General features: G+C 55.3%; 11 protein-coding genes. 5 read left to right on the top strand and 6 right to left on the bottom strand.

Annotated features, from left to right (window positions below):
- Nucleotides 1-48: 48 nt before the first annotated feature.
- Nucleotides 49-1,173 (bottom strand): glycosyltransferase family 4 protein, encoded by a 1,125-nt coding sequence (locus N0B15_RS03585; RefSeq protein ID WP_263018071.1) that lies wholly within the window; start codon nucleotides 1,171-1,173, stop codon nucleotides 49-51.
- A 327-nt stretch (nucleotides 1,174-1,500) separates the two neighbouring features.
- Here N0B15_RS03585 and N0B15_RS03580 point away from each other — a divergent pair, with 327 nt between their 5' ends.
- The gene (locus N0B15_RS03580) at nucleotides 1,501-2,625 is read left to right on the top strand and encodes a glycosyltransferase family 4 protein (RefSeq protein ID WP_263018070.1); all 1,125 of its coding nucleotides are present in this window, start codon (nucleotides 1,501-1,503) and stop codon (nucleotides 2,623-2,625) included.
- A 4-nt stretch (nucleotides 2,626-2,629) separates the two neighbouring features.
- Here N0B15_RS03580 and N0B15_RS03575 read toward each other — a convergent pair whose 3' ends face one another.
- On the bottom strand, nucleotides 2,630-4,237 hold the full coding sequence (locus N0B15_RS03575) for an alkaline phosphatase family protein (RefSeq protein ID WP_263018069.1): 1,608 nt from the start codon (nucleotides 4,235-4,237) through the stop codon (nucleotides 2,630-2,632).
- Nucleotides 4,238-4,602: 365 nt separating this feature from the next.
- Here N0B15_RS03575 and N0B15_RS03570 point away from each other — a divergent pair, with 365 nt between their 5' ends.
- The 3 genes from N0B15_RS03570 (at nucleotide 4,603) to N0B15_RS03560 (ending at nucleotide 8,579) form a co-directional block, all read left to right on the top strand.
- Nucleotides 4,603-5,688, top strand: a complete 1,086-nt coding sequence (locus tag N0B15_RS03570) for a glycosyltransferase family 4 protein (protein WP_263018068.1) — start codon at nucleotides 4,603-4,605, stop codon at nucleotides 5,686-5,688.
- Nucleotides 5,689-5,840: 152 nt separating this feature from the next.
- Nucleotides 5,841-7,292 carry a sulfatase family protein gene (locus tag N0B15_RS03565; protein WP_263018097.1) on the top strand — a complete coding sequence of 484 codons (1,452 nt, stop codon included), beginning with the start codon at nucleotides 5,841-5,843 and terminating at the stop codon, nucleotides 7,290-7,292.
- 261 nt (nucleotides 7,293-7,553) lie between these two features.
- Nucleotides 7,554-8,579 carry a DUF1616 domain-containing protein gene (locus tag N0B15_RS03560; protein ID WP_263018067.1) on the top strand — a complete coding sequence of 342 codons (1,026 nt, stop codon included), beginning with the start codon at nucleotides 7,554-7,556 and terminating at the stop codon, nucleotides 8,577-8,579.
- 119 nt (nucleotides 8,580-8,698) lie between these two features.
- Here N0B15_RS03560 and N0B15_RS03555 read toward each other — a convergent pair whose 3' ends face one another.
- On the bottom strand, nucleotides 8,699-10,258 hold the full coding sequence (locus tag N0B15_RS03555; RefSeq protein ID WP_263018066.1) for a hypothetical protein: 1,560 nt from the start codon (nucleotides 10,256-10,258) through the stop codon (nucleotides 8,699-8,701).
- An 880-nt stretch (nucleotides 10,259-11,138) separates the two neighbouring features.
- On the opposite strand from N0B15_RS03555, the gene N0B15_RS03550 reads away from it, so the two are divergent.
- Nucleotides 11,139-12,851, top strand: a complete 1,713-nt coding sequence (locus tag N0B15_RS03550; protein WP_317618584.1) for a phosphotransferase — start codon at nucleotides 11,139-11,141, stop codon at nucleotides 12,849-12,851.
- Nucleotides 12,852-12,863: 12 nt separating this feature from the next.
- Here the strand turns inward: N0B15_RS03550 and N0B15_RS03545 are convergent, their stop codons facing one another.
- The 3 genes from N0B15_RS03545 to N0B15_RS03535 form a co-directional block, all read right to left on the bottom strand.
- Complete coding sequence (locus N0B15_RS03545; RefSeq protein ID WP_263018065.1) at nucleotides 12,864-14,330, bottom strand: flippase; 1,467 nt, start codon at nucleotides 14,328-14,330, stop codon at nucleotides 12,864-12,866.
- A 107-nt stretch (nucleotides 14,331-14,437) separates the two neighbouring features.
- Nucleotides 14,438-15,700 (bottom strand): glycosyltransferase family 2 protein, encoded by a 1,263-nt coding sequence (locus N0B15_RS03540; RefSeq protein WP_317618583.1) that lies wholly within the window; start codon nucleotides 15,698-15,700, stop codon nucleotides 14,438-14,440.
- 218 nt (nucleotides 15,701-15,918) lie between these two features.
- The gene (locus N0B15_RS03535) at nucleotides 15,919-18,051 is read right to left on the bottom strand and encodes a peptide chain release factor 1 (protein WP_263018063.1); all 2,133 of its coding nucleotides are present in this window, start codon (nucleotides 18,049-18,051) and stop codon (nucleotides 15,919-15,921) included.
- Nucleotides 18,052-18,083 lie beyond the last annotated feature (32 nt).

The following is an 18,083-nucleotide window of genomic DNA, read 5'->3' as shown; positions in this document are numbered from 1 at the left end:
CTTTTCGGATCCGTTGTTAATCGAGTTCGGCGTCTCGCGGGTGTTAACTCACGCCAGTGACGCTCGATACGTTTCCAGTGCGTGCGCTGCTACACGGTCCCAGTCGTACTGGGCTGCCCGGTCGACCGGCTCCACGGGTGGCCGTTCACCGCTAATCGCTCGAACGAGCGTCTGTGCCACCTGTTCGACCGTCGGTTTCGCGACGAATCCCCCGTCCCCGATCACTTCTCCCGCTGCAGACTCCGGATGCTCTGCTGCGATCACCGTGCAGTCCGCTGCCATCGCCTCTGCGTAGGCGATACCGAACCCTTCTCGGGTCGAGGGTGAGGCGAAGACCGATGCAGCGTGCATCTGTCCGATCACGTCGTCGTATTCCTCGAGAAAGCCACAGAACGTGATCTGGTCGGTGTTCTCGAGACGGCTGGCCTGCTCTTCTAGTCGCTGGCGTTCCGGCCCATCACCTACGATACCGAGTGTTACATCGTGCTCGCTCGCCACTCGATCGAACGCCTCGAGCAGAATGTCGACGTTCTTATCCGCGATCAAGCGCCCAGCAAACAGTACGTCGAAGCCGTCTTCTGCGGCTGGTGTGGCTCTGATTCCTTCGACATCGATCCCGTTCGGTACGACGTCGATCGGCTCTGACGTCGGCCAGATCTGTGTGAGCCGGTCGGCAGTCACGCTCGAGACGGCGACCGGATGATGGGGGACCCGTGCGGTGACTCGCTCGGTGACCTTTCCGAACGGTGCGAGGGTACCGAGGTACTCGTCCCAGTAATCGAGCCACACTTCGTGCCAGGTCGTAACCAGTGGGACGTCTCTCCTCAGTGTGGCAAACTTCGAGGCGATCACGGGAAAGTACGGGAAAACGGAGGCGACGACGATGTCGTGTTCGTCGATGTGCTTTCGTAGCGTTGGAAGCATCCGAGCCGAGAAGTCGAGTGCCTCGGTAATCGAGCGCCGGTCCTCCGTGTAGAGGTCTCGTTCTGGTGCACCTGCACGAAGCGTTAGTCCCTCGTAATCCATCTCTTGGGGACCGTCCCAGAAGTGACGCCCGTAGATCGTCACGTCGTGACCGCTTGCTGCGAGTCGTGTCCCAATCTCGTAGATTCGTTTCTCTGCACCACCAGTTACGAACGGGTAGACGACGTTGGAGACGAACGCAATCTTCATAGCAGGGTACTCACTTCAATCGTGTATAAAACATATAGATTCTACATCTGTCTTGTATGTATGCAAATGCTCATATGAGTGTATTGAGATTGATAGCACCATGAGAAAGATACCACCGGCGTTATTCTTCTCCCTACCACAACTATTCGGGCAAACCTCTAATCGAGTTGTAAGGTTTCTTGGAATACTTGGTTTCTGTGTGACTGTATCCGATTACACAGGAAAACAACCGACCGACTCACATGCATTTCCCAAAATCACACATCACATTTCACAATTGGACCAGTCACTCAGAAAGGGAGGCGTCGACTGTCAATGAGAATTGCAATGATACAGGATGACTGGTGGCCAGAAACTGGTGGTGGGCCGATCCACGTTGAGGAGCTCTCGATCGCACTCGCGAAAGAATTTAATCACGAAATCGACATCTATACCCGCGCACTGCGGAAAGACGGCGAGTCCTACACCGAACTCGAGACGTACGCCGATGGGAATGTCCGACTCCACCGACTGAAACCGACGACGGAGTACTGGAACCCTATCGGTCGCGCCACCTCAATGGCGACGCCGATTCCCCAACTGCTCACTGAGGAGTTCGACATCGTCCACGGACACACGTTCTTACCAGCGGTCCCAACTCGAGTCGCCGGTGCGCTGACCGACGCGTCGACGTTGCTAACCGTCCACGGGACCACGTTGACGACCGGTATTGGCCGTGATGACGACTCACCGCTCGCCTCGCTAAAGCTCTGGATCGAACGCCAACTTGTGCTTACTTTCAACTACGACCACGTCATTTCGGTCAATCAGGAACACTTAGACCTACTTGGGAACCACCACGACCACTTCTCGTGTGTCCCCAACGGCGTTGACCTAGAACGCTTCAACACCGATGTCGAACGGCGCGACGAAATCCTCTTCCTCGGTCGTCTCGTTCCCCGGAAACGGGTGAACGACCTTGTCGATGGGTTTGCACAGGTTGCCGAGGAACTCCCCGACACGGACCTCGTGATCGTCGGTTCCGGCCCCGAGGAGGAGACCTTGCGCAGCCTGGCCAGAAAACGTGGCATCGCCGACCGCGTCTCGTTCGAGGGCCGAGTCCCCGACGAGGCGATTCCTGAGTACTACCGCCGCGCATCGGTGTTCGTCCTCCCCTCGATCTGGGAAGGGCACCCGTTGACTTTGCTCGAGGCCTGGGCGTCCGAGACGCCCGTGATCACGACCGAAGCTGAGGGGATCGAAGAGTTCGTCAACCACGAGGAAACCGGGTACCTAGTACCGCTGAAGTCACCCGATTCGATCGCGGAGGGGCTTCGCCGGGCGCTGTCTGATCCCGGCGAACGGAATCGGTGGGCGGCGAACGCGTACGAACTGGCCAAGACAGAGTACTCGTGGGACGGAGTTGCCGAACGGACGAACCGGATCTACGAAGAGATCGAAGCGAGACGCTGATAGACTACTCCATGTATCCGAGGTCGGCGAGCCGTTCTTCGACTGCCGATTCGTCGTAGGACGTCTCGCCCCAACTCGCGTCGACTAACTCGTCCCAGGTGTCTTCTTCGTACTCTCGGTCGGTCGTGGAGAGGACCGTTCCGTCACGGTCGGTGTCGACCGGCAACCCCATCGTCGCGGCCACAGTCGGTGCGATGTCGACGATCGATGCGTCGACCAGTTCCACTGGTTCAATGTCGGGTCCCGCAGCTACGACGATTCCCTGGGGCCGGTGGTTCATATGATCGTTTCGACGGAAGGGACCGAGTATCGATCCACTGACGTCGTACTGGTACTCGCGCGGAAAAAGGACGATGTCGGGAGCGTCCTCGAAGTGAGCCCCGTCGTAGACCGCTTCTTTGCGCTCGACGGCGGAAAACACGCACTGGCCATCCGGATCTTCTAACGCCTCGAGTTTCTCGATGAGTTCCTCCCGAAGCGCTTCGTAAGCATCGTCATCGAGGGTACCAGCCGGTTCTCGACCAGCTTTGTTGAGGTGAATCCCACAACTATTGAAAAAGATCTGGAACGCATCTGATCGTTCCCAGTCGACGGTTTCATTCTGCGCGGCAAGGAGCGCGTTGTCCGGAAGCAGCCGGGTGACGTGCGGGGCGAGGCCAACCGTACTCAGAATCGAGTGGATTCGCTGTGGACCCAGGCCGACTTTCGAGGAGAGGGACACCCCGGTGCGGAGGACGCTCGTCAACGCCGAGCTGTTCGCTGATTCGGCACCGTCTTCTGCTTTCAGCTCCTCCTTTTTCATCTGGAGATACTCCGGTTCCCCTTCGGTCGTCTCGCAGTAGCCCTCCTCTGCGAGCCACGTATTCACGTAGAACGTCCAGTCATACTTCCCCATACCGTGATCGGAGACGACGAAGACGTTGGGATCGTCGGCGAGACCGACGATGTCGCCGACGAAGCCGTCCACTTCCTCGAGGACGTCGTACCACTTCTCGGGGTCGTTGACGTCGTGAAACACGGAATCAGTGACCTGAAACTGGACGGCCAGTAAGTCCCAGTCGAATTTGCTGTCCAGAAACGTGGCGACGTCTCGTCGGCATCGGGCGACGTCCACGAACTCCTCAACGACGTCTTCTCCGGTACCATATTCTGGATAGATCCTGTATTTACCGTACTCGCTCTCGTACTCGGCTCGGAGGCCTTCCGGATGCCACTCGGCGTCTTCCGTCGCGAGATACCCGGGTACGACAGCACCGTTTTCGTACTCCGGGACTGGGTGGGTGACCGGGAAGTTGATGCTTATGACGGACTTCCCCTCGGCTTCGGCGACGTCGGGTAGATACGGAGCGTCGACGTCCCGGCGATCGATGAGACGCTTCTCGTAACCATCCCTCGTGAAGAAGTCGAACACGCCATGTGACCCAGGATTTCGACCACTCTGCAGCGAGGGCCAGGCACACGGCGTCCACGGGGGATGGGTGCTCTCAAGGTCACCGCCGGTCCCTTCCTCACGAAGTGAACACACCGTCGGTAGCCGGTCCGCGCCAACCATCGGAGATAAGATGTCCCATCCAAGTCCATCGAGGCCAACGAGGACGGTTTTTTTAGCCATTGGAAATGTAATTTACTACTAATACCATGAGTGTTGCGAAAGATCGATAGGTTGGCATCACGTCAAGCTGTGGGATCGGAGAACCGTTTTCATCGGAAAGAAAATTTACTCGCACCGGCTCTGGTGAATCGCCATACTGCGTCGAGTTGTGTTGTCTTGTGGTCGTCCAGAGATTGGCTAATCAGCTTGCCACTGCCCGATTCCTCGAGGTTCTCGTCGCGATCGTCCCAGTGTGGCGCCTCGAGCGGCGCAATTTCTCATCGAAAGTCGCCGTCTAGTGATTCACCAAAGCCCTCGCACCAAAACTGACACGGCAGTAGGAGAAGTCGACATGCTTTTTATTTTCTCTCGACATTACCTATTCAATGAACGTGTTACTGCTCAGCGGACAACTCGGCTCCGGTGGGGCACCTCGGGTCTGTTATCAGGTCGCGCGCCACCTCCCCGACGACGTCGACCTCCAGGTCGCGTATCTCGGCGGACGCGACGGACTCGTCGAAAAGTTCGAAGCCGAGAGCATTCCCGTCGAACGCCTAGCCGAGGACATGCTGTCCGTTAGTGCTGCACGGGCATTTGATAAGCACCTTCGCGAGAACGACTATGATGTCGTCCACACGCACATGATCAGCGCTGCGTTGATCGGTCGGCCGATTGCGAGGCTGCATCGCATCCCGGTCGTTCACACCGTCCACACGAATTACAAAATGCGGCCGCTGACCGCGAAACTCCCTGACGTACTGACGGCCCCATTCGCAAATCGCGCGGTGTGCGTGTCCGATTCCGTCGCCCGATCACTTCCCTGGTACTATTTCGCCGATACGGAGGTCATCTACAACTGTATTGATGTCGAGGCCGTCCGTGAAGCGGGCGCCATTCCCTGGGACGACCTCGAGTGGACTGCCGACCTCGACCCGGACGCGCCGGTCGTCGCAAACGTGGCACGGTTCGATCCCAAAAAACGACGGATCGATCTCGTCGAAGGTTTTGAACACACTCTCAACAACATCCCCGACGCACAGTTAGTGCTAACTGGGCGAACTGGGAAACGCCAACAGCGACTCGAAAATCGAGCGATCGAACTCGGAATTGCCGATAACGTCCACTTCGTAGGGTTCGTAGATAATCCGCAAAGTGTGTACTATCACGCCGACGTCATCGCTCTCCCATCCAAGGCAGAGGGATTCAGCATCAGCATGCTCGAGGCGATGGCCCATCAGGTACCGATTGTAGCATCGAATATCCCTGCTTTTGTCGATGCTCTCGGTGAAGACTACCCAGCGTTCGTTCCCGTTGAGTCACCGCGTGCATTAGGGAGGGAATTATCCCAAGCCCTGTCCGATCAGTCCTACAGCGAGAACATGACGTCAATTATCAACGAGCGGATCGAACGATTTTCAGGTAAGAATGCTGCACAAGCTTACGCTCGCACATTCCGCTCGGTAATTACGTGATGTGCGATTCACCACTGCCTACCAGTTAGCCCGAGCCACCGACCATACTGTTCCGAATTTTCGCGTGTAAATCATATCTCTAATCAACTTCGAAACTATGTTTGTGAAGGGAAAGATTCATTCAATATGATATCGATCGTATCTCTGTGAAGATGCAGCCAAATATCATTCTAATCGTTCTCGATACAGCGAGGGCAGAGACTGTCTTCTCTCTTATCGACGATGGACACCTGCCAACCCTCGAGTCAATCACTGAAGAGGGTGTCTCTTTCACTTCTGCGTTCACGACAGCACCGTGGACACTCCCATCACACGCCTCACTGTTCACTGGCCAGCGAACCAGCGACCACAATACGCACGCCGGAACCAAACGGTTTGACCCTCACGTCCCGACACTTGCTGAACAGCTATCCAACGGTGGCTATGACACCGTCGGCATCTCTGGGAACGTCTGGGTGAGCAAGAAGTTCGGCTTCCACCGCGGCTTCGATAACCTCTCGATGAAGTGGGACTACTACTGGACGGATGCCGATCTCTCGTCGGTCTCGGAAGCCAACTCGAAACGGGAGATGATTCGTGCGTTCACCTCTGAGGTCTCTCCCCGAGAACTGCCGAAGACGATCGTGAACGCCGCGTACGGGAAATATCTCTCGAAAAGTCGCCAGATGGGTGGTGCGAACACCACCAGACGAGTCACGAAGTGGCTCCGAAACCGTGAGCCCACTGACGACCCGTTTTTCTTCTTCGTAAACTATCTCGAGCCCCACCTCGAGTACTGGCCACCGGATCGCTATCTGGAACAGTTCTTGCCCGACGATGTCACTCCTGAAGAAGTAGACCGTATCAACCAAGATCCGTGGGAGTACATCGCTGGACACTCGGAACTGACGGACAGAGAGCTGAACATCCTCTTGCAGCTGTACAAGGGCGAACTCGCCTACGTCGACGAACTGGTCGGCGGTATCTATCGAACGTTACGCGAGTGTGACTTACTGGAGGATACGTGCCTGATCGTCGTTGGCGACCACGGTGAAAACATTGGTGACCACAATCTGATGGACCACCAGTACTGTCTGTACGATACGCTGCTCAACGTTCCACTGTTCGTGCGCTATCCAGAGGTGTTCCAGTCGGGAACGACTGTTGATGAACTAGTAGAAGTCCGAGACCTCTATCCGACGCTATTAGACTTAGCTGGCATAGAGCTACCATCTACAGAAACAATCTCGACCCAGAGCTTCCTCCGCGAAGAATACCGCGAGTACGTCATCGGCGAGTACAGAGCACCCCAACCGTCGATGGAGTCAATGGACGCACATCTCGGTGAACTCCCTGAGACGATCCGTCGGTACGATCGCACACTCCGAAGCATTCGAGATGGCCGGTGGAAAACGATCGAGGGGTCGGATGGCTCTGCGCAATTGTACGATGTCGTCGCCGATCCCACTGAAGAACACGATCTCTCAGCTGAGCACCCGGATATCGTCGCTGATCACATTACTCAGATGGACGACGAAAACACACCGCTTTCGTACGTCGAAAACGAAAAAGGGAACATCGATGAACATAGTCGAAAACATCTCGAAAGCCTTGGCTATTTGTAGGTGCTAATGCAATGAACCGTCGTACTGAATTGATTTACTTGCCTCTGGTGAATCAATAGATAGCATCGACTTATCACTGGGAATCACGTCGCTCAAGGTTTCACGCTGAAACTGTCATGATCACACTTAAAGAATTCATAAATGACAAAAGAATTGACTGAAATATGATAAAATGTTTGACACAACACTCCCGACACTGCGTGGCTATTCACCAAAGCCTTTCAGATATTTTTTACCGTGGGGAGTGCTACTGGACATCTGATGAGTAGCAGTCGGTCTCTTTGGCTATTCCTTCCCCGTCAACTACGGGACGCACCGGCCGATATTGTGGCCACCCTCGTGTCAGTGGTTCTCGTAAACGTCTTTATTTTTGCACCGCTACTTCGAGAGACGCCACTTCGGATTCTCGCTGGGCTATTGTTTGTCATTTTCGTTCCAGGGTACGTACTCACAGCAGCGCTTTTTCCAGCGCGTGACATTACCCAGTCCAGCAAAACGAGTGCTGCTGGATCTTCCACCAAGCACACCCACCGAACATCTGGTATCACCGGCCTCGAGCGAATCGTTCTCTCGTTTGGCCTGAGTCTCGTCCTCGTTCCACTCGTCGTTCTGCTAGTCAGCTTTTCCCCGTGGGGTCTCGAACCGAGACCAGTGGTGATCTCTCTCAGCCTCGTCGTCGTCATCTTTTCTCTCGTCGCTACTGTCAGGCGGAGATTGTTGGCCCCAGACTACCGCTTCTCTGTACCGTACCGAGCATGGGTAAATCGGGCACGGGACGAACTATCCAGGCCCACCGCGTCCATCGACTCAGCGCTGACGTTTGCACTCATTGTTTCTATCGTACTCGCTGCCGGAAGTGTCGGATACGTCGTTAGTACGCCTCAGTCCGGCGAGCACCTCACCACTGTTGGGATCGTAACGGAAACCGCCTCCGATGAATACGTTGCCGGTAATATTCCTCGCGATTTCACTCCGGGGGACAGCCACGAACTGCACTTGGTGCTTGAGAATAACGAATACGAGACTGTCGAGTATACTGTCGTGGTTGTCGAACGCGAGTGGTCAGCTGATCAGTCATCGTTTGGTGACTGGCGAGAGATGAAACGGTTACCTATTCGGGTACCACATGGAGAGACGGTGTATCACGGACACAGTATCTCACCCGAAACGCTTGGCGACGATATCCGCCTTGAGTGGCTGGTGTATACGGGTTCGGTGCCGGATGAACCCCGCCCTGACAACGCAGACTACTGGGTCCACCACTGGACCACTGTGGCGATTAATTGAATCCTCTAATTAGTGGTTCTGGGTCACTGACTCTCGGTACCGTATGTGGATATTTGGCTTTATCAAGTCAAAGAGCCACAATAAAATGGCGGGTTCTTAGTTCGGTCGGTGTAGAAGAGTTATAAACCATTCCTGATTCTAGCTGATGAATCATTGGATTTGTGATATAAGCTAACTTCTCCATTGTCGACCACCTTACTGTAATCAGTAGAATTATCGAATTCTTGACTTGGATTCCATTCAAGATTCCAATGTCCACCGAACATTACAGTGTCTACGTTCGTTCTAATCAACACATTCGGGTACCCTTGTTCATGCGTATCTCCAGCTAGAATGTCCGGTCCTAGTTGGGAGAATCCATCTGGCGTAGGGTCAGCACCCCCTGGTCGGTACGATACTCCTTCCCCAAAATACTCTACATTCTGCCTTGCATAATAATAATCTGCATAGACCTCTCCACTTGTGTGATCAGCTACGAATTTCTTTCCTTCCCACTCTCCATGCGTTAAGTACTGACGCGATTCCTGTGGATGGTCAAGAGTAGCTAATGGGGCGCTGATCTGCGCAAATATGATGACAAATAGAAGCAGTATACTCCCCGTCGTTGTTCCTTTCCGTGCCGAGAAAATTCCTGCAAATACTAATACGACCAAAAGAATTGAGAATATTGGCTCAGCAAACAATAACATTCGTCGAGTGGATACAGCACCTATGAATGTGATAATGAACAGTGAACCAACTGCTGCTGCTATCCCTGCCAAAACTGGTGACTTATCCATTCTCCATAATATGACCCACCCTATTGAAACGAAGGGCAGGTATATCAACCAGTGACCCTGTCGGATAATAATTCCGCTTATCCCGCTTGTCGTCGGTTCTGCTGCAGTTGAATCAAGTACTGCGCCTGATACTGGTCCGGGATTATGGATTATTGTTTGTAAAAATAATGTCGCAACAGGCCGAATCTGGGTTGTAGTATATGTCCAAACTATTAACAGAAATATTGTCGACAAGATGGTTAATATCAGTAAAGGTGCTGTATTCTGTGATTGGTGTTTTCGCATCCGATATTTTGATATGTACTCTTTTTCGTTTACTAACCCAATTACCAGCACTCCAAGTAACGCTGCCAGTGTGTATAATCCTCCAATCTTGTGGGATGCCACAATTGATGCAAGGCTGAGAATTAATAGGATTGGTATGGTTTTATCGTTCGCGTCAAATCTGTGGTAAATCAACAACAATACACATGTAATGAAAAATAGGACCACTGCATGTTGTTGAGGTATCGGCCACAGTGAATCTATTGAGCTTGCTGTCGAGACCACTGAGATGGATGCAGCAATTGTTACTGCAGAATCTGGCAACCACGACAGAGACTGGACTAAAACTGCGACAGCTAATGGTGTTATAATAGTTACAATTAGTACGTATGCGACAGCCGAATACTGTGCTTCCAAACCCATAAAATGAGAGATCCCTACAGAATTGAGAAAATAAAGTGGAGCCCCGGAGTAGAAGTTTAATCCCTCTATCGATGACAGCTTACCAGTGTGTATTATTCTGTTCACTGCAGCAGCTATCTTGTCTGGATCTTGTCCAGATAGCGTCGCCGGATGATAAAACGATACTAGTCTATGTGACAGAGCAACAATAATAACTGTGCTAACTCCTACCACTGGTTGAAGGCTGCGAGAAAGGAAAATAATAATTGAGAGTGAAAAAAATATAAATATCCCCATCCAGGGATACAGTTGTTCTGTGAAATGAACACCCATAATAGTAACCGTGAATAAGAGTGAAATAGCTATGAACCCAAGTCGGACGATCATAGCAAAGTTGTTCAACCGTTGGTGAAATAATCTTACCGGAAAGACATCTGTATTTCTAAAAGTCTTCTGGACTACCCTCCAGTGTCGCATTTGTTTATTTGGCTTTGGTAAATCACTAGGCGGCGGCGATTTTCGGTGGGATTGCGCCGCTCAAGGAATCGGGCGGTGGCAAGCTTATTAGCCGCCTTCAGGATGACTGCGAGACACTACAATTCGACGCAGTATGGCGATTCACCAGAGCCTTTCACTGCGTACTTTGATGACACGTCTGAGCACTTCTTCCCAGTTTCCGTAGTACGATTGACGACTGTGAATACCGGTGTTTTGTTCTGATCATGTCGTCCATCACCGCATCTAACACGTTAGTGCGTATCGAACACCGCTGATACGGTGGCTTTGTTCTCTTCAGTTCGGCAGTCATCGTCCTCAGTATCAACGATCTCCCACTGAAGAGCGATCTTGGGTCCCCAACCTTTCGGCTGAGTACAAAAACTAGTTATGGTATTGTCCCCATTATAGCCACAATGTCCCACCTCTTTGGTCACGAGAATAGTGTTCTAAACTCTACACGACTGACAGAAACCACCTCGCAAAATCATTTTGTCGGATACTTACGGAAGCAAGCGGTTCGTTATGAGATGATAAACGATTTATCTCGAAAAACAGCCATCTCTGGTTTATTATGGTATGTTCCCCATCCTAATTTCTGGGGCTTAGTTTTTCACCAATGACTGCCAGCAACCATGTGAGTTCTTCCATGACCTCTGAACAGACCGTAGCACCAGATGCATATCATCTTTCTCACGATCCCTATGACCTTCGCCGATTCGACTGGCGAATGCTCCTCTCTGAGCACATCAGTGGAACGTGTCTCGACCTGTTCGCTGGCTTCGGCACCCGTTCGTTTCTCTTGGCAGAACTGTGTGAGGCTGTGTACGCTGTCGATCCTCGGGACAATCGACTGCAATTTCTCACCGACCGATCGGATTTTGACTGTCACGATCGGATACATTCTGTCTGTGCTCCTGTTGATGTGCTTCCCTTCTCTCCGAATTCATTCGATCTCATCGTTGCTACCGGTGAAGAGTGGCTTCAGTGGTGTACTGGGGAACCGATGCGAGAACGGATTGCAGAGTTACAAACATTGCTGAAAGACGATGGATCTCTGATAATTAATCTGCCTGGATGGCCGACGACATCAGGTATTGCAGGGCAATTTGGTATCGGGGACACATCAAACGCATCCCTTCGCTTTGGTCGCCTTTCTAAATCGCTGTCCGCTACTCCCCGAGGCTACGAAAAAACGCTCCGGTCCGCAGGTTTCACAGTGATTGATTGTTACACACACCTTCCAACTGTGGCTAATGTACAATATAGCTTCAATGCCAGTAGCCACGAACCAATTAGATGGTTGACCTCTCGGTATCGCAATCATGCAGATATTCGCTACCGAATCGCGCGTCGATTATCACTTGTCGGAGATCAAACCGGGCTTCTCAAACACTGCTATCCCTCGTACCTTGTCGTTGCTTCGAACGATACTTCTATAGATACTCGCGACAGCTCCCTCGTCGAAAGCGAAGACGTCATCCTCTCTCACGGTCGTTCGCGTGCAGCGTTGTTACATCTCGAGAGTGGCTCTCTCGAAAAGGTGGTCAAAGTCCCTAATCGAACTCGGCATGGCGAAATATCAGAACGTGAGGGGCGAGTTCTCACTTCGTTGAAAGAAACTCAATCTTCGACCACCACTAATCTCCCAGATGGGGAGACGATCGAGACTCGGTTTGGGTCGGCTCGGGTCGAACAACCTGCCTCAGGGACGCCACTATCGTCACGGCTCGATTCTTGCCCCGAGACGTTTCGAACGGTGCTCGAAATCGGTGCTGAGTGGATCACTGCATTTCAACGGGACTACCGATGTGACGAGAGTACCCTCTCTGTAGATGACCTCGCTCAACAGCTTACTGTCGAGGAACTCGAGGTGTCACCGCCGTCCATTGACTCTCACTCACAGTTGTATTATACACCCGTCCACGGTGATTTTCATCCACAAAATATTTTTGCTAATGAGGATACTGTCACGACAGTAATCGACTGGGAACACGCTGTACTTCGTGGAAACCCACTCGTCGACCCGACGTTCTTCCTCTTGCAAGTCTCCCGTATCATATTTGGAGATCTTCAAACGGGATTCGAACGAATTTTCCTCGACGATACTGAACACGCATCGATCGCCCGAGAGTACGTTGAATCCCTCTGTAGAGACTCTGGAGTCGATGTGGAAACATTTCTTCTTCACCTCCCAAGCGGTTGGATACATCAACTCGGTATTGAGTACGAGATTGGGACATCAATGACGTACACGGCACGGCCTGACGAGAAACGGGAGTGGGTCACGTTCGTGTGGGATCATATTGACCAGATCAATCTCGACGACTGACGTCTCAGTCTGTTATCCGAAGGCTGCACGGACTTCTGAAACATCTAGTAACCCTGTGACAGTACAAAGAACGGCCCAGACTGCCACTCCTAGTAAGACGACCGAAATCAACGACACGAGCCCAGCAACAGATGACATTGCGAAGAGGACAACCCCTGCCATTGTACCAGAGATGAGCAGTACTAACGCGATTTGTCGAGCGAGGAAACCGAATCTGAACGTGAGCTCTGTATGCATAATGTAGACATTTGCGAAGGAATAGAATCCGTACGTCACTATTGTCGCGATTGCGGCACCTTCCACTCCGTACTGTGGGATGAAGATTATGTTCAAAATGATGTTTCCGATAGCAGATACGGATTTGACTTTTGCGCGGTCGGTCGCTCGACCAAGGTAGTCCAGCCCACCGCTGGTAATTCTCGTGAGTGCTTGGAAGATGACGAATAATGAGAGGATCTGCAATACCGTGACTGCGCCAGCGTACTCGGTACCGAAGACAAGTGTTACCATCGGATCAGCAACGATGATGATCCCCAGCGCGGCCGGAACGTACATCATTAGCGTGTATATTAGCGTTTCTTCGTACAGTTCTGAAGCGCGCTTTATCGACTCCGCAGACTTCTTCTCACCGTATACTGGTGATAGTGTGTAACTCAACGTTGCAGATGGCAGCTGTGTGAACGTCACAACTTGTTTGCTTATCACGTAATACCCTACTGCTACAGGATTCAGAAACAGTCCTATGAGTACGACGTCGACCTCTTTGACGATTTTATCAGCACTCTTTGTAAACGATATCGGAACGCTGTACTCTAACATCCTTCTTAGAAGTCCAGGTTCAGGACTCTCCGTCTTTTCGTACTCGGGATAGACGAGGTAGTAGAGTGCAACGAACCCAAGAGCGACCGTTACTGCGAAGGCCAAAATGTGTCCGATGAGTGCACCGACCGCACCATAGCCAAGCACTACGAAGATACCTACGAAGAGTAGTTTCAGTAGGCCACGAACCGCTTGAATCTGAGCACCCACCCTAATCTGTTGGAACCCTTGAAAGACCCGTCGTAGGTATGTGATCAACCCGTGAAATATGATGTATCCCGGTGCCAGTAGCAGTAACAGAATCAGATCGGATTCTCCTAATGCGTCCGCAAGCAGTTCATGCCCAACGACGATCACTACTGAGACCAGTGTCAGTGCACCTATGGTTATTTTTAGCGACGATGAGAGAATGTATCGTATCTGTGTTCTGTCCTTCTCATTATATTCTGTCAAATATCGTGCCGCCGATTTTGCGAGGCCAAACTCTCCGAACAGACCTGCGATAGTGAACACTGAGATCGCGAGAAATAGAAGTCCGTACTGGCCCGTGTCTAAGAACCGGGCCAGAAACACGATCATCAAAGCACCGGAAACAGTGTCTACGAGCTTAGAGAGAAACTCGATTTTCAGCTTGGCTCCAAATTTATTTATTAGCCCCATCGATTAGCTACAACTGTATTCATCGTGTGTGGTTTGGCAAGTATAATTACTTCGGAATTAGTCACTCGAATCTGATAACGATCCATACACTCGAGCTCGCCGCCGCCTCAGGCCTTCACCGCACCCAGGAAGAACGACGAGAAGATCGTCTGTAACCCGATGACGATCGCGGTGAACGCCACCAGCGACCCCATCGTGAACGCGACCGAGCCGAAGCCACTCGAGATCCACTGGTAGACCAACAGCCCGGCGTAGAGACCGCCGGCGGCGAGGATCGCGACGCCGAGGGTCGCGCCGGACTCGAGCGAGAGCGACTCGAGTCTGCGGGTGAGTGGGTCGCCGGGTTTGCGGATGGGGTTGCTCGCGGCACTGGCGAAGACGCCGAGGCTCGTGACCTGGTAGCCGGCGATGACGAAGAGGCTGCCGGCGATCATCGAGTGGATGCCGAAGGTGGCGCCGCCGATGGAGGTGCCGGTCGCCGCCAGCGCCATGACGAGTGCGCCGAAGGTGGCGAGCAGGACGCCGGGGACCGAGAACAGGTAGCCGGGGGCGTTGACGAGCATGAAGCGGACGTGTCGCCAGCCGTCTTTGAAGCTCTCGAGGGTGGCCTCGCCCTCGCGTTCGTGGTAGGTGATGGGGACCTCTTCGATCTGCATGTCCTGGGCACCGGCTTCCATGATCATCTCGGAGGCGAACTCCATGCCGGTGGTCTTTAAGTCGAGCTGTTCGAGTGAGTCGCGCTGGATGATGCGGAAGCCGCTGTGGGCGTCGCTGACGCCGGCGCCGTAGAAGACGTTGAGAAACCGCGTCAGGAAGGGGTTGCCGACGTACTGGTGGAGCGGGGGCATCGCACCGGGGAGGATCTCGCCTTCGAGGCGAGAGCCCATCACCATGTCGGCGTCGGTGGCTTCCAGCCGCTCGAGCAGCTGGGGGATGGCCTCGAAGTCGTAGGTGGTGTCGGCGTCGCCGATGACGATGTACTCACCGCGAGAGCGCTCGAAGGCGTAGCGGTAGGCGTAGCCGTAGCCGGGGGCGTCGGGTTCGACGACGATCGCGCCCATCTCGCGGCCGATCTCGGGCGTGCGGTCGGTCGAGCTGTCGCTCAGGATAATCTCGGCTTCGGTCCCGAGTTCGGCGATGGCGTGTTTGGCGCGTTCGATACACTCGCCGACGCCCTCCTCTTCGTTGAGCGTCGGCATGACGACGCTGATCGTCGGGTCGGTCTCGCTGTCTCGTCCTTTCAGGAGGCTGTCTGCGTCTCGTATCTTCGCCGCTCGAGTCGAGGGCTGAGACGCTGGCGATTCACCGTCACTCTCGGCGAGCGACGAGTCGATCTCCGGCGCGGTCGTACCGTGGCTTTGGGCGGTCATGGTAGGTAGGTTCGTGGATATGTTGTGGACATTGGAAATGTCGATCGGCGCCTGACGGTCCCAAAGTCCTTCATATCCGTCTGCTATCGTCTGGACTATTGCTAGTGGGCTATAAATAATATATTGGTACGTGAGGAACTATACTATTGATGATTATTATTTGCACGATATCCGATGTGGATGGATAATTGCACGCGACTGTCGGGCGGTTCGACTCGTCAGTCGTCGGCGCTCGCCTGGGCCGTCGGCTCCTCTCGCTCGAGTCCACACAGCTCTCGCGTGAGCTCGAGCACCGTCGTCGCTTCGGCCTGTGTGAGATCCTCGATGGCGAAGACGGCGCGTTCGTAGCGCTGGGTGACGTCCCGCAGTCGGTCGACGTCGTCCGGCCCGTCGCTGGCCCGCTCCCGACGGTAGTGCTCGTAGAACTCCCAGTGTGTCAGCGCCTTCGCGTCCTCGAGTCGCTCGGACAGTTCGAAGCGGACGGCCGCGTAACAGCTCTCGGCGGCGGCGTTCGGGTGGCCGTCCGCGAGGTGGTCGCTGGCGCGTGCGAGGTAGGCGGGCGTCAGCGAGGGGCGTCCGTCCTCCTCGTCGGCCGTCGTCGCCGTCCGAACCGCCTCGAACGGGTTCGACGAGTCCGCCGCCCGCTGGCTGCGCCGACGGTAGAGGACGACCGTGACGCCGGTCAACGCGGCGAGGGCGACCCCCGCCCCGACGAGCGTCCCACGGTCGTCGGCGAGCGTCGCCCCCTCGCCTCCCGCGAGCGTGACCGTCGCTTCCGCGCTCGCCGGTGCGAGGTTCGAGCGCGACTCCTCGAAGACGGCCTCCACCGACGCCGTCGAGGCGTCGGCCGGCCCGGCGACCGTCTCGTCGAACCGCCCGCTCGCGTCGGTCGTCACGCTCGAGACGGCCGCCCCGTCGACGACGAGACCGACGGTCTGGTTCGCGATCCCCGCCCCGCCGTCGGCCTCGGTGAGCCGTCCGGAGAGGCGCAGGCCCTCGTCGGTCTCCCTCGCGTCGACCGTGAGGTCGGTCGCCGTCTCGAGCACCGTCACGCTCGCGCTCTCGCTCACCGGCGAGAGCGCCCGGTCGGACTCGTCGAACCCGACGCGCAGGTCGCGCTCGCCGTGGGGCACCGACGCCGGCACGAGACCCGTCGCGTTGATCGTCCCCGCCTCGCTCTCGCCCGCACCGATCTCCTGCCCGTCGAGGGAGACGGCCAGCGGGACGCCGTCGACGGGAATCCCCTCGACGACGAGGTCGCCGCGCACCGCTACCGTCTCGTCGTAGGCCACCACGTCGGGGACCTCGAGCGAGCGCACCTCGGCGTCGGCCTGCTCGAGTCCGACCTCGACGCTCGTCCGACTCTCGAGGTACTCCGAGGTTCGCTCGGGGACGAAGACGACCTCGAGGCTCGTCGCCGAGACGTTCTCCGTCGTCGGCCGGTAGACGAACTCGAACGCGCCGCCGGCGTCCGTCTCCGTCTCCACCGTCCCGTTTCCGACCGCGAGTTCGATCTCCTCGTTCGCGACCGGCGTCCCGTCCGCCGTCTGGAGGACGCCGCTGGCTTCGAGCGGCTCGAGAAACGAAACCGTCGCCACGCCGTCGGCCGGCGCGTCGTTCTCGACGGTGACGCTGAGGGCGGTCGCGACGAAGTGTTCGGCCCGGATCTCCTCGTGGTCGTCGCTGATCCGTTCGTTCACCGACGAGACGCTCTCGCTCGCCCCGGAGAGGTCGACGCCGACTCCCGACTCGAGCCCCTCGTAGCGCTCGTCGAGTCCCTCACGTGTCTCCTCGAGTTCGACCGCCAGCTCGTCGAGTTCGCGCGCCAGTTCGTCCATCCGTTCGTCGTCGCCGCGCTCGCGCGCGTCCTCGTAGGCGTCCGACGTCTCCTCGTACGCCTGGAGCGTCTCGACCAGGTGTACCTGATCCGCTCGCGCCTCCTCGAAGGCCGCCACGTACTCGTCGTTGCCCGTCTCGGCGGCGATCTCCGCGTAGCGATCGAGGTCCGCGAGGAACTCCTCGTCGAGGCGCTCGAGTGCCAGCTCGTACTCGCCGTCGTCGGCGTCGAGCGCACCGGCGGCGAGTCTCTCGGCGAGTCTCTCGGCGAGCGCCGACTCGAGTCCCTCGAGGTCGCCCGACTCGGCGTACTCGTCGGGGTTCTGGTGGCGGACGATCGGCTCGTCTTCGCCCTCTGCCGTCTCGTTCACGCCGGTCGCGTTCACCGCCTCGTCGGCCTGCGCGCTCGCGTCGCCGACCGCGCCGCCGGCGACGGCCAGACCGGCGACCGCCAGCACACAGAGGAGCCAGGCTGTCGCGACGGCCGCCGAACGGTCGGACCCTGCGTCGTTCACGCCCGTTCGTTCGCGGCCGGTAGTGAAAAAGT

Origin of the sequence: Natronobiforma cellulositropha, assembly GCF_025629245.1 — an archaeon.
Taxonomy (GTDB): Archaea; Halobacteriota; Halobacteria; order Halobacteriales; family Natrialbaceae; genus Natronobiforma; species Natronobiforma cellulositropha.
This window is presented reverse-complemented; position numbering and strand designations above follow the sequence as displayed.

Excerpts from the sequence above, each read along its gene's own strand:
- N0B15_RS03585 (WP_263018071.1), bottom strand. The coding sequence starts at position 1,173 with ATGAAGATTGCGTTCGTCTCCAACGTCGTCTACCCGTTCGTAACTGGT.
- N0B15_RS03580 (WP_263018070.1), top strand. The coding sequence starts at position 1,501 with ATGATACAGGATGACTGGTGGCCAGAAACTGGTGGTGGGCCGATCCAC.
- N0B15_RS03575 (WP_263018069.1), bottom strand. The coding sequence starts at position 4,237 with ATGGCTAAAAAAACCGTCCTCGTTGGCCTCGATGGACTTGGATGGGAC.
- N0B15_RS03570 (WP_263018068.1), top strand. The coding sequence starts at position 4,603 with ATGAACGTGTTACTGCTCAGCGGACAACTCGGCTCCGGTGGGGCACCT.
- N0B15_RS03565 (WP_263018097.1), top strand. The coding sequence starts at position 5,841 with ATGCAGCCAAATATCATTCTAATCGTTCTCGATACAGCGAGGGCAGAG.
- N0B15_RS03560 (WP_263018067.1), top strand. The coding sequence starts at position 7,554 with ATGAGTAGCAGTCGGTCTCTTTGGCTATTCCTTCCCCGTCAACTACGG.
- N0B15_RS03550 (WP_317618584.1), top strand. The coding sequence starts at position 11,139 with ATGACTGCCAGCAACCATGTGAGTTCTTCCATGACCTCTGAACAGACC.
- N0B15_RS03545 (WP_263018065.1), bottom strand. The coding sequence starts at position 14,330 with ATGGGGCTAATAAATAAATTTGGAGCCAAGCTGAAAATCGAGTTTCTC.
- N0B15_RS03540 (WP_317618583.1), bottom strand. The coding sequence starts at position 15,700 with ATGACCGCCCAAAGCCACGGTACGACCGCGCCGGAGATCGACTCGTCG.